This is a genomic window from Advenella kashmirensis W13003 (assembly GCF_000506985.1).
GTDB classification, from domain to species: Bacteria; Pseudomonadota; Gammaproteobacteria; order Burkholderiales; family Burkholderiaceae_B; genus Advenella; species Advenella kashmirensis_A.
In genome coordinates this window covers 1850934-1863123 of sequence record NZ_KI650979.1, presented here as the reverse complement: position 1 = coordinate 1863123, position 12190 = coordinate 1850934, and the positions used below count along the sequence as shown (strand labels likewise).

The 12190-nt window shown below is 55.4% G+C and carries 9 protein-coding genes; 3 read left to right on the top strand and 6 right to left on the bottom strand.

Annotation, left to right across the window (positions count from 1 at the left end):
- Window position 1 precedes the first annotated feature (1 nt).
- Together W822_RS32540 and W822_RS32535 are read right to left on the bottom strand one after the other, a co-directional pair.
- Complete coding sequence (locus tag W822_RS32540; protein ID WP_024004793.1) at window positions 2-841, bottom strand: FAD binding domain-containing protein; 840 nt, start codon at window positions 839-841, stop codon at window positions 2-4.
- Window positions 838-3843 carry a xanthine dehydrogenase family protein molybdopterin-binding subunit gene (locus W822_RS32535; protein WP_024004792.1) on the bottom strand — a complete coding sequence of 1002 codons (3006 nt, stop codon included), beginning with the start codon at window positions 3841-3843 and terminating at the stop codon, window positions 838-840. Before W822_RS32535 ends, W822_RS32540 begins: the two co-directional genes overlap by 4 nt.
- A 353-nt stretch (window positions 3844-4196) precedes the next feature.
- On the opposite strand from W822_RS32535, the gene W822_RS32530 reads away from it, so the two are divergent.
- Both W822_RS32530 and W822_RS32525 read left to right on the top strand, forming a co-directional pair.
- A complete protein-coding gene (locus W822_RS32530) occupies window positions 4197-5216 on the top strand; it encodes an XdhC family protein (RefSeq protein ID WP_024004791.1) in 1020 nt (339 codons plus the stop codon).
- 220 nt (window positions 5217-5436) lie between these two features.
- Complete coding sequence (locus W822_RS32525) at window positions 5437-7557, top strand: S9 family peptidase (protein ID WP_024004790.1); 2121 nt, start codon at window positions 5437-5439, stop codon at window positions 7555-7557.
- Here W822_RS32525 and W822_RS32520 read toward each other — a convergent pair.
- The 3 genes from W822_RS32520 to W822_RS32510 all read right to left on the bottom strand — a co-directional run bounded on the left by W822_RS32520 (window position 7548) and on the right by W822_RS32510 (window position 10260).
- A complete protein-coding gene (locus W822_RS32520) occupies window positions 7548-8873 on the bottom strand; it encodes an MFS transporter (protein ID WP_024004789.1) in 1326 nt (441 codons plus the stop codon). The genes W822_RS32525 and W822_RS32520 overlap by 10 nt on opposite strands.
- A gap of 56 nt (window positions 8874-8929) precedes the next feature.
- Window positions 8930-9907 carry a D-2-hydroxyacid dehydrogenase family protein gene (locus tag W822_RS32515; RefSeq protein WP_024004788.1) on the bottom strand — a complete coding sequence of 326 codons (978 nt, stop codon included), beginning with the start codon at window positions 9905-9907 and terminating at the stop codon, window positions 8930-8932.
- A 107-nt stretch (window positions 9908-10014) separates the two neighbouring features.
- A complete protein-coding gene (locus W822_RS32510; RefSeq protein ID WP_024004787.1) occupies window positions 10015-10260 on the bottom strand; it encodes a tripartite tricarboxylate transporter substrate-binding protein in 246 nt (81 codons plus the stop codon).
- A gap of 234 nt (window positions 10261-10494) precedes the next feature.
- Between W822_RS32510 and W822_RS32505 the strand changes: the two genes are divergently transcribed.
- Window positions 10495-11397 carry a LysR family transcriptional regulator gene (locus W822_RS32505; RefSeq protein WP_024004786.1) on the top strand — a complete coding sequence of 301 codons (903 nt, stop codon included), beginning with the start codon at window positions 10495-10497 and terminating at the stop codon, window positions 11395-11397.
- On the opposite strand, the gene W822_RS32500 is transcribed toward W822_RS32505, so the two are convergent.
- Entirely contained in the window at window positions 11377-12174 is a 798-nt protein-coding gene (locus W822_RS32500; protein ID WP_024004785.1) for an SDR family NAD(P)-dependent oxidoreductase, read from the bottom strand. The genes W822_RS32505 and W822_RS32500 overlap by 21 nt on opposite strands.
- Between the last annotated feature and the right edge of the window lie 16 nt (window positions 12175-12190).

Sequence of the window (12190 nt, the reverse complement as noted above, 5' to 3'; positions counted from 1 at the left end):
TTTAGTCCTCTTTTTTTGCACAACGGGAAAGCGCAGTATCAATGGTGCTCTGTCCCAGTTCCCGCACCAAATGGCGACGGTAGGCTGCCGAGGCATGCTGGTCGTCCTGGGCATCCAGCTGCCAGGCCAGGTCATTAAGTTTTTGTCCGAAGGAAGCGGAGTCCCTGCGTTCCCATTCGACCACCATCGGCTTGTCCGCCACGCCACCAATGCCGAGTCGTACTTTTTCCGGTCCAACATCGACAGCACAGGCGACGATGGCAAAATCACCACGGCGCAGGGCAAATTCATCAAATGCATAACCATGCCCTTCCCCTGCCACAGGAAAACGAACCTCAGTGAGCAGTTCATCGGTCTCTTTGGCCGTCGTCAGCATGCCCTGCTGGAATTGTGCGGCGTCCAGCACACGGGATTTTTTGTGGGAACGCAGCACGACGCGGCCACAAAGCGTCGCCAGGCACAAAGGCAACTCCGCACTGGGATCGGCGTGCGCAATCGAGCCAACCACGGTGCCTCTATTACGGATCTGATAATGAGAAATGAAGGGGATGGCTTCAGCCAGAAGAGGCACGGTTCTGGGCAGATCGGGCCAGTATTGCAACTGCGCTTGGGTTGTACTGGCGCCAATGCACAGCATGCCTTTTTCCTGCCTCAGGTAGTTCAGTTCGGCACACCGTGATATATCCAGCAATCTGGCGGGCTGAGCCAACCGCATATTCAGCAGAATAACTAAAGATTGCCCGCCGGCGAGGATGCGCGCGTTCTCGCCGTCTTCACGCAACCATTGCAACGCCTCGGAGACCTTCTCGACCCGCCGGTATTCAAACGCGTGTGGCTTCATTTTCCTATCCTCAGAAAGCGCAAAACGCGACGCCAGAAAGAACTGGTGCTGCCACCCCCGCCCCGACCCGATGCCTGGCGGCCAAGTTGTTCAAACAGCTGGCCCAGCACCATACGCGCAGCCCCTTCCAGCATGCGGCCTCCGACAGCGGCCACCTTCCCCTGTACCTCGGCCTCGTATTGATATTTCATCAGCGTGCCTTGCTCGTTGGCTTGCAACACAATGTCGCCGCCACCTTCCGCACCGCCCAGAGATGACACACCGATACCCTGCAGATGCAGTGAGTTTGGCCTATCAATATTGGACAGGGAAATGGTGGCTTCATAACGGGCCTTAATCATCCCGATGCTGATCGCGACGTCGGCCCTGTACTGGTTCTCTCCAATGCGCTGCAGTTCGCGGCAGCCCGGAATCACCCTGGCCAGTGCCTGCGGATCCATAAGCACATCGAACACTTTCTCTGGCGGCGCGGGAATTTGTGTGCTGCCCGATGCCGACAGGGCGTGCCCCTTGCCGGCTTTTTTCGCCGGTTTCTGAATCTGCACATCTCCCGAAGGAGCCGGATCCTCAAATCCGATCAGCTCGAGTACCCGGTTCGGATTCAGGGGCAGCCGGATATCCGGCGTGCCGCCGAGCGGGCTCAATGCGTCCGCCACAGCATTCGCAATACATACCGGCGTACTCATATTGTTGCCTTCGCCGAGACCTTTTGCACCCAAAGGAGTGAAGGGGCTCGGCGTCTCCAAATGGACAATAACGGGATCAGGCACTTCATAGCTGGTAGGAACCAGGTAATCGGCAAAAGTGCCCGACTGAAACGCCCCATCGTCGCCATAGCGAAACTCCTCCAGCAATGCGGCCCCTAGTCCCTGAGCGAAAGCGCCTCGAATTTGACCGTCCGCCATGGCGGGATTCAGTATTTTCCCTGCGTCATGTGCAGTCACATATCGATCAATTCTGACACTTCCGGTTCTCCTGTCGATTTCCACCGCACAAATATCGAAGGCGAAACCGTACGCAGCCGACGTATTGACTCGGTCATCCTTGGTGGGCGCACCCAGTGATTCTGGCGTCCAAAACTCCGTGACCCGCATAGCAGGCGACATACCCTCAGGCAGTTCGGCCGGTGCCCAGTGTGCGCTGCTGGCAAGACGCGCAAAAGGCACTGCCCTGTCCGCATGATGCTCGCGATAGACCTTTCCGCTGTCAAAAACAATCTCGTTGGCCGGACATTTAAGCTGATGAGCTGCCACGTCAGCCAATTTCCCTCGCAGCCGGGTGGCCGCCAGATGGACAGTCCCCGCCACGGCACCGGCAAACCGGCTGGAGTAATTACCTGCAGCGACGGACCAGGCGTCCTTGTCCGTATCAAAATCGACATTGACATTGATATCCTTAGGCTGAAGTCCGAAAACATCTGCTACCACCTGTGCACACACCGTAATATGACCCTGCCCTGCCGGTGAAGAGGCGATTATCACCGTAACGCCGCCGAGCAAATCGATACTGACCGTAGCCGCTGCAATGCCACCATTCTTCGGTCCAGCTTTGGCACGTTGCTCCGGTGTCAGCGCGATGGTGATATACCCCATGTTGGAGATGGATGGCTCAACCACCGCCGCGTAGCCGATGCCATACAGGCGGCCCTGCGCGCGCGCCTCTTCTCGTCTGCGCAGCAGCTCTTGCAGCCCCCCCTCTTCGATAGCCGCAGCCATGGCTTTGGGATAGTCACCCGAATCGAGCAAGGCGCCAGCTGCTGCGCGATACGGGAAGGCGTCGGACTGGATGAAGTTGCGTCGATAGACATCCAGCGGATCCATGTTCAGGTGCAACGCAATGCGTTGGACCATGCGCTCGAGCGCAAAATAGACCTGCGGTCCGCCAAATCCCCGAACAAGACCCGAAGGCATCTTGTTGGTGACCACCACCCGATTGCGTACACGCAAATCATCAATACGATAGGCCCCGGTGAGTATTCCATGCATGCGGTAGAAAGTGGCGGGTTCCGGCGCTCTCAGATATGCTCCGACGTCGTCCATCTGGTCAAGGTCGAGCGCACGAATTCGGCCATCGCCGTCAAAGGCGGCTTTGATGGTGGCAATTCGTCCGTTTGCGGCGGTCGCCGCACTCAGATGCTCCAGCCGATCCTCCACCCACTTCACGGGTGCACCGCCTGCCTTGCGTGAGGCCAGGCACATCAAAACGACGGACGTGAAGACCGCTTGCTTGACCCCAAAACTGCCACCGGAGTCTGGTGCTGACCGATGCCTCAGACGGTTGCCCGGTACATTTAGAGCGAGCGACATGACAGCGTGCATGGAAAATGGGCCCATGAAATTTGAACAGACTTCGTAGCCCTCATCACCCGGCAAATACTCAGCAATCACCACGCCGCCTTCTATCGGCGTACAGGAATTGCGTGGGTATTCAATTGTCATCTCCAGGTTATGCTCGCACTCCTGAAAACGGGCTTGTGGATCGCCATAATTGAATTCCCGTTCGTGCAATACATTCGTTCCGACGGCTTCATGCAAAATCGCAGAATCTTTGGATATGGCGCCTTCAATACTGCTGACGGCCGACTGCGCTTCAAATTCAATTTTTATTCCGTCAAAGGCATCTTCAGCCAGATAACGGCTTTCAGCAATGACAACAACGATCGGCTCCCCGACATAGCGAACCTTATCCATAGCCACGGCCCACATTTCCATGGGAATCTTCACCCCATTGATAAATGGCCGCGACCATGCCCGAACATCTTCTGGCGTCAGCACCGCCCTGACGCCTGGCATCTTCTTAGCCTGGGTGACATCAATGGACTTGATGCGGGCATGAGCATAGTCAGAGCGGTAGACGGCGGCATGCAGGGTGCCCGGCTTGACTCCCAAGTCATCGCCATAGCGACCTCTTCCTGTCAGCAGAGGTATGCTTTCAAATCGCTCAACGCGCTGACCGACAAATTTTCTCGCGCCGCTGGTTGTTGCACTTTCCACGGTGCTCATGCACTGCCTCCTGAAATCCTATTATGAGAGCCGGTCAGTCTGACTTAAACAGCGCAATTGACTGTGGGACGATGGCTCCTGTTCATTAAGCGTCCAGCTACGTCTACTGAATTTTTCACTTCACGGAAGTGAGAGCGGCTGAAAATGAACCTGTGCGAAACAGTATAGAAACGACCCTCAGCAGACCCTTTACCCAGAAGTCGGATCAATTACCTTTGAGTCTGATTATTTTTTTCCGATGCAGCTGAAGAGTGGGTTTTTACGACATAATGACTTCTGAAATATCGTTCACTGCTGCCATGCAATGCTATTTCGCATATGGAGAGACAAATAACTAATCAAAGGCATGAATCATGGAAAATCTGGATGTTCTCGTACTGCGCCGACTGAGTGCGTGGCGCGCTGAAGGGAAAAAGGCGCTATTGGCTACCGTCACCCGTACCTGGGGATCATCTCCGCGCCCGCTCGGCTCGATCATGGCTTTAAGTGAAGACGGGGCAGTGGTCGGTTCCGTGTCGGGCGGATGCATTGAAGATGACCTGTTCTATCGCTATACGGCGGGCGAAGAAAAATCTGCGCTTCAGGACAGTTCGCGACCCTGTCTGGTTCAGTATGGATTGACCGCAGAAGAGGCCTTTCGATTCGGTTTGCCCTGCGGGGGCACTTTGGAAATTCTGCTCGAATTCAATCCAGAGCCGGAGGCACTCCAGTCCCTTGTTGATGCATTGGACCGCGGGCAACTCATGCAACGCACAGTGACTGTCAAAACCGGGGCAGTGAAGCAGCAACCCGTCGACAATCCCACCGCTTTCTATTTTGACAAAACCGCTCTTAGCAACACGTTTGGGCCAGAATTTCGAATGTTATTAATTGGTGCGGGCCAATTGACCGAATATGTGGCTACCATGGCGCTTTTCAGCGGCTTTGCCGTGACTGTATGCGACCCGCGTATCGAATATCGAAAAGACTGGTCGATACAGGGCGTCACATTGTTATCTCATATGCCCGACGACGTTGTAAAAGGATTTCAGGCTGACGCCCGCACCTGCATTATTGCGCTGACACATGATCCAAAGCTGGACGATCTGGCTCTGATGGAAGCACTGGAATCAAAGGCCTTTTATGTAGGCGCAATTGGCTCGCGCCGCAACACCCGGGCCCGTCGTCAAAGACTCATGGAACACTTTGATCTGACCGGCGAGCAGCTCTCACGCTTGCGCGGACCCATTGGCGTTTACATCGGCAGTAAAACACCCGCCGAAATTGCAATCAGTGTAATGGCGGAAGTCATTGCAGAGAAAAATGGAGTCGAGTTACCGGAATCTGTCAATATTACTTATATTAAGGAGCAGTTGACTAAACGAATCGCGTAATATTTTTTGTTTTTTATCAAGGTTCTGACGTAACCCCTGCCCCCTTCAGAATGTCAGGCGTTCATCACGAGCGAAAATGCGCGCCTGGCTAGAACCGCCAGCGATCTCAAACTGAGTGCCAAACAACCGCAGGCGCATTCAATAAGTGGCGTTACGTCAAGCAAGGCGCTATATTACCCCTTTTGATATGTTGTAGCTCAATTGCGGATAGAAAAGCCCCATGCCCACTCCTGCCCTCCCCCCGCACGCATTCACTTGGCCCCCTGTAACCGCTCCTCTGGCGCAGCGGCACGACCATGTCATCGAACAACTGGGCCGCACCCGCAACGACCCCTACGCATGGATGAAATACATCCCTCGGTCAGGCACCCGTTCACTTGACACCTTGCCAGCGCCGCTGCACACGCATCTGGCTACCGAGATGAAATACGCAGAGGATATCCTGTCGCCGCTTGCACCATTGGTCGCTCAATATCAATCCCTGATGCACGCGCGCGCGATGCATGAAGCGGTCAGTTTACCCGCCGATTCGCACGGTTGGCATTATGGCCACAGAGTGCCCGAGGGGGCAACGCGCCGCGTCTTCTATCGCATTTCACCGGAGGGACAGGAACAGATTCTGTTCAACGAAGCCGAACGCGCCGCCTCGACCCATTATTACCGGGCAACTGACCATCAGCCCAGTCCCGATGATCGCTATTTCGCATGGGCCGAAGACGTTATTGGCGATGATCGCCACCAAATCTGTATATACGATGCGCAGCACGAGCAGATCAAGACGATTGTGCCTGCAGACGCGTTCGGCTATGGTGGCTTCACGTTTTCCGCTTCGTCAAAGTACTTATTCTGGATCTGGCGCAATGCCCACAGTCGGCCGACACGGTTATACAGGACCACAGTCGATACTCAGGAAACGGTGTTGATTTATGAGGAACACGATCCGGCCATGTTCATGCAACTAGCCCGCACCGCTGCTGGCGGATTTATTGCCTTGACACTGGCCGGGCCGGAAACAAGCGAGGTGCGTGTTCTGGCCTCAGACAATGAAACTGGTCAGCTTCATGTTATTCAGCCGCGCCACAAAGGCATCAGCTACGAAATCAGCGAGTGGGCCGGACGACTACTGATGCTGACCAACGCCGACGGCGCCCTCGACCGTAAGCTGCTGGCCATGGATCCCAATACGTTTGTGATTGAATCCGAACTCGTTCCCCACTGCGAAGGCGTGTCCATTATTTCGGTCATGCCCTTCGCCGCAGCCCTTGTCACACTCGAGCGCGAGAACGGGCAGCATCGACTGGTCCTGCGTGACCCGACGGGAGCCGTTCGACCGATCACATTTGACGAACCCGCCTATGTCATCGAACTGGTAACCGGCCAGGCCTATGACGCTCGGAAAGTGCGATTTGTCCATCAGACACCGGCCAGTCCGCCCCGGTGGATCGATCTGGAATTTGATTCGGGAAACATGACCGTGGTGGCGCAAACCCGTTTTGACCAGTTCGATCCGCAGAATTACCGGGTGGAACGCCTGTATGCACGCGCCCCGGACGGAGAACAGGTTCCTGTGACGGTGCTTTCTCGTTGCGACATGGCAAACGATACACGTGCTCCCCTGTTGCTGACGGGTTACGGCGCCTACGGCATCAGCAGCGAACCGGCCTTTTCGCTGCCCGCAACCGTACTGGTCGATGCCGGTTTCCGTTATGCCATTGCCCATGTTCGCGGCGGTTCGGAAAAGGGGCGGCGGTGGTTTCTGGAAGGTCGCGCCATGAAGAAGAAGAACTCCATGACCGATTTCATTGCCTGTGCCAATCACCTGGTTCAGACCGGCTACACTGACAGCAGATGGATCGTCGCCCACGGATTATCGGCCGGCGGACTGCTGGTGGCGGGCGCCATGAATATTGCACCGACGCTTTGGGCAGGGGTAATTGCACAGGTGCCATTTGTCGATATGCTCAATACCATGAGCGACGCCGACCACCCTCTGGTCCCGCTTTTCCGGCCTGACTGGGGCGACCCGCTGGCGGATCCAGACGCTTATGACTATATTGCTTCGATTTCACCGTATGAGAACGTGCAGGTCGCGCCCTATCCGCCTGTCCTGTGCACCGCAGGTCTGAAGGATGACCGGGTTCCGTACTGGGAGCCAGCCAAACTGCTTGCCCACATCCGCCACTGCTCAACATCCGGTAACCCTGCCATTCTGCAGCTGGATCTTGAAAGCGGTCATCAATCCAGTAGTGATCAAGGCAGCGAATATTCACAAGCCGCCCTGTTCTGGGCATTTGCGCAGCAATGTGTCCAGGCAAACGGTGCCATGCTCGGTCAAGCCTGATCGGTCAGCGGATCGGATACGCTCAGTCGCGTTCGCCGGAATTGCTGAAACAGCCGTACAGCAAAGAACGCCGACAGAAACAAGCCGGGTACGGCAGTCAATATGATTGCGCTCATCAGCGAATGTTGTAGAAACCACTCGGATAGCGAGCCCGCGATCATGGGCCCGGTCGCGCTGAAGACCGAAACGACAAAGCTCCAGATGGCGAAACAGCGGGCTCTGAGCGCCGGCGTTGTCAGATCCTGCAACATTGTCGGCACCAGCGCGTTTGCCGTACTGGTGACGAACAGAAATGCCCCGATCACGATAAACGCAGGATAAATCGTCGTGGTGGTCGACAGCAGCGCAAGCACGGGAATGGCAATCAAGGCGCCCGCTCCCATGATCAGGGGCCGTGCCGCACGTTCGAGTCGTCGCGATAAAAATTTATCCAGCAGTCCGGCCACAGGCAAACAAGCGAGGCTGGTGCATAGCACGATAATGCCCATGGCCTGACCGATAACACCGACTTCTGCCGAAAAGCGACGCTCAAACGCCAGCGCAATCAGCTGGTTGGGCGCCTGGACGGCAATCATCAGGCACCCTGCCGTTCCCACGAACAAACCGATCATCCGCCAGTTTTCAAGAAAAAACGCCTTTAGCGACTCTGTCCCCGGCTCATTCGACAAAGACAGATGCCGCGGCGGGTTTTTTGTCAGAAATCCGAGAAAGAACAGTGGTACGCCGGCACTCGAGAGCAGCAGGAATGCCTTGCGCCATGGTTCGATGTCAAGTGTGATGAGACCGGTGGCGACGCGGATAAGATCACCACTGAAATAAAATCCTGCGCTGGCCCCCACCGCCATCAACGCGGCAAAACTCAGGTTCGAAGCGACACGATGCCGCTCTGGCGCCAAATCCGGAATCATGGAATAGACCAGCGGGATCATGGCAAAGTCGGTCACCCCGGCAGCGGAGCGGAACAGGAAAAACAAGGGGAAGGTTGGTGCCAGGGCGCTGCAGACCGTCAGTCCGGTCGCCGCCGCCACCAGGCATATCAGCAGCCTCTTGCGGGAGAAACGATCCGCCAGCCGCGCCAGCGGGATAGCCAGCACACTGCCGATCAGAACATTGCCCAGCCCCTGCAACAGACCTACGGTGGCGTCGCCGACACCGAAACTGCGCTGGATGGCCGAGAGCGAAATCGCCTGCAGGCCAAGATCGCTCAATTGCAGGCCCGAGACCACGCCCATATAGGCAATGGTGAATAACGCCGCAAATGACCATTTTTCAGGGGACGCTGGCGGTTCTTGTGATAAAGATGCGTCAGAGGTCATTGTCGTCGCCTGGTGCTTATCATGGGAAGTCAGTTAAAAAATACGTCGGACACGTGTCACGAGCCGGCAGCCAGATTTTTCAGCCTCTGCGGCGTACCGGCAAGGTAAGCAAGAACGTTCGCCACGTTCTCCTGATAGAGATGCCGCAACGCATCGTCCACAACGTATCCCAGGTGCGGCGTCGCGATGACATTGGGAAGCGACCGGAACGGGTGGTTCTCTCGCAAAGGTTCAACGTCGTACACGTCCAGCCCCGCGATAATGCGTTTGGATTCAAGCGCATCCAGCAAGGCCGCTTCATCTACCAAAGGTCCGCGCGACGTATTCACGAGAATTGCTCCCGGCTTCATTTGTGACAATTCTTCCCGCCCGATCACGCCGCGCGTTCTGTCAGACAGCGTCAAATGGACCGAGACTACGTCGGCAAGCGCGAACAGTTCTGATTTTTCAACACGTTTGACCCCGTGCTCACTGGCTTTTTCCGTTGTCAGATTCTGGCTCCAGGCCACCGTGTCCATTCCAATGGCCTGGGCGATACGGGCGACCCGGGATCCTAACTTGCCAAGTCCGACGATCCCAAGGCATTTGCCTTCCAATGCCGAACCGAGCGGTAGATCTTCCTGCCAGCGCCCGTCTTTAATATTTTGCATTGCCTGAGGCAACGCTCTTGCACACGAGAGCATCAAGGCAATGGCCAATTCAGCCGTTGGTGTGGATGGGTGTGAGCTGGTGTAGGACACCAGGATGCCCAGTTTGGCACACGCCTCCAGATCCAGCGTGCTGGTTCGCGCCCCCGTCATGGCAATAAATTTGAGATTCGGCAGCCTTTCGAGCACTCGCGCCGGGAAAGCGGTGCGCTCGCGCAACAACATAATAATATTGAATTCCCCGAGCTTATCGACCAGGTCATCTTCGCTGGTCCAAGGCTTGTTAAAGACAGTTACCTGTGCCTGGGACCGGACCGGCTCCCAGTCAGCGCACTTGTAAGCAATATTCTGATAATCATCAATAACAGCGATTTTTGGCGTAGACATCCTGACTCCCGGTTCCGATTATTTTTGCACTCGGCGATAGGCACATTCTAATACGCCAAAACCCGCTTACAGAGTTTGTTTGCCGAATTTAATGCGATCTTATCGCTTTATTGCGAAATAATACCGGCTCCCCGCATCGCCTCTCTCATACTCTCAGTGTCCCGCTTCATTATCTCCCCCAGCTCTTTCGGCGTTGTCGTATGGGGTTCCACGCCGGACTGCGTCAGTTGCCGGACCATATCGGGCTGCCCCATGACGTTGACAATCGTGGCATTGAGCTTGTCGATGAGGGGAGTCGGCGTGCCCGCCGGCACGAAAACACCATACCAGAAGTTGGCCTCGTAGCCGGGCACGCCAGAGTCGAGGTGTTGTCTCCTGCTCCGATTCTAAGATGCTTTATCTTTAAATGTCAATAAATCATACTTATAACCTTTATATGCTGGTAAACAGCTTACGGTGCTTCCAGCGTTCCTTTACACCTGTCGTCCCAGGTGCGTGTACCATTGCACCAAATCAGCATTCGTCTTTGCTGTAAACATTTCCGTTGGTTTTTTATTGTTTTGAACTGATCGAGGCAGGATGAAGCGATGGACACAAACTATCTGAAGTCGTTTGTTGCCGCTGTAGAGGAAGGAAGCCTGTCCCGGGCGGCGCTCCGGGAAGACATCGTTATATCGGCGATGAGCAAGCGCATCGCCGAGCTAGAACGTGAAGGTGGCGTCACATTATTGCGACGCCACGGGCGGGGAGTGAGTCCTACTCCGGCTGGCACGATGCTCTACCAACGCGCCAAATCCATTCTCAAAGCCCTGGGCGCAGCCGAAGATGCCCTGTCGGCCTATGCTACCGACGGTGCTTCAAGACTTCGTTTGCTGGCGAACCCTTCAACGACAGTGCAGTTTCTGCACAAGGACCTGGCTCCCTTTCTGAGAACACATACCGACTGTCATATTCACCTGGCCGACGGTCATAGCCTGGATATTCCCCGCAGGATACACGAAGGCGAAGCGGATATTGGTATCTATCATGCTGTTTATCCTGCGGTGGGCATGAAGTCGGCGCTGTATCGATCAGATCGCGTTTGTCTTGTTGTTCCCATTTCCCATCCGCTTGCGGATAGAAAAGACATCGCATTGAAGGAAGTGATTGACGAAACATTTCTTGGCTACTTCCCCCGTCATGACATGGCCAGTTTTCTTGAACTTGCCGGCGAAACGATCCCCCACCCGCCAAAAGTACTCAGCGAGATCGCCAATTACGAAGCGCGCTGCAGAATGGTCACTCAGGAACTGGGGATCGCCATCATTCCGGAAATCATCGCCCGCAACTATCTTGCCATGATGCAGTTTGCCATCATAGGCCTGCGTGATCACTGGGCAGAACGGAACATGTATGTTTGCGTCCGCGATCTTTCCAGCGCATCCAGCCAGGTTCGCGATCTCTTCTCGCATCTGAGTACCTGCGCACCCTCATCCGCGCTTAAGCAATAATCCCCCATCGACCGGTAACAGCGCGCCTGTAAGATAGTTGGATTCGTCTGAAGCCAGGAATACTGCAGCCGCAGCAACATCCCATGCCGTCCCCATCCGCCCCATGGGGACCAATGCATCACGCGTTGCCCGGATGGATGCCTTATCGAGACCTGTTTCACGCGCGCGCCGCTCGATCGCCATCGGGGTATCCATCAGCCCCGGTAGTATGACATTGGCTCGCACGCCATATTTGGCATTCTCCATCGCAATGTGCTGGGTCATTGTATTGACGGCACCCTTGCTGGTTTTATAGGCCAGCGTCGGCCTGGCGGAAAGTGACGATGTAGACGATATATTGATAATACTTCCTGATTCCTGTTCGCGCATCACAGGCAGTATGTGCTTACATGTCATGAACATACCTTTCAAGTTCATATTCATAATGGCATCCCATGCATCGGCTGACAATTTTTCCGTCGCGTTGTCACCTTGTGAACGCCCCACATTATTATGAAGAATATCGATTCGGCCATATTTCTCCACACACACTCGGGCGATCTCCGCGCAATCCTGTTCACGGGTAATATCGGCGGCCAACACGCTGGCCTGACCTCCCTGGCCCTGGACTGAAGCCAGGGTGCTGTGATTCCACTCGTCATTGATATCTACCAATAACAAACGTGCACCTTCCCTGGCGAAGTACTCCGCGACTGCCCTGCCATTTCCAACCGTTTCACCAGGCTGCTGCCCGGCGCCCACTACAATTGCAATTTTTCCGTCTAATCTGCCGGTCATCCTGCTTGCTCCCAAT

Excerpts from the sequence above, each read along its gene's own strand:
- W822_RS32540 (WP_024004793.1), bottom strand. The coding sequence starts at position 841 with ATGAAGCCACACGCGTTTGAATACCGGCGGGTCGAGAAGGTCTCCGAG.
- W822_RS32535 (WP_024004792.1), bottom strand. The coding sequence starts at position 3,843 with ATGAGCACCGTGGAAAGTGCAACAACCAGCGGCGCGAGAAAATTTGTC.
- W822_RS32530 (WP_024004791.1), top strand. The coding sequence starts at position 4,197 with ATGGAAAATCTGGATGTTCTCGTACTGCGCCGACTGAGTGCGTGGCGC.
- W822_RS32525 (WP_024004790.1), top strand. The coding sequence starts at position 5,437 with ATGCCCACTCCTGCCCTCCCCCCGCACGCATTCACTTGGCCCCCTGTA.
- W822_RS32520 (WP_024004789.1), bottom strand. The coding sequence starts at position 8,873 with ATGACCTCTGACGCATCTTTATCACAAGAACCGCCAGCGTCCCCTGAA.
- W822_RS32515 (WP_024004788.1), bottom strand. The coding sequence starts at position 9,907 with ATGTCTACGCCAAAAATCGCTGTTATTGATGATTATCAGAATATTGCT.
- W822_RS32505 (WP_024004786.1), top strand. The coding sequence starts at position 10,495 with ATGGACACAAACTATCTGAAGTCGTTTGTTGCCGCTGTAGAGGAAGGA.
- W822_RS32500 (WP_024004785.1), bottom strand. The coding sequence starts at position 12,174 with ATGACCGGCAGATTAGACGGAAAAATTGCAATTGTAGTGGGCGCCGGG.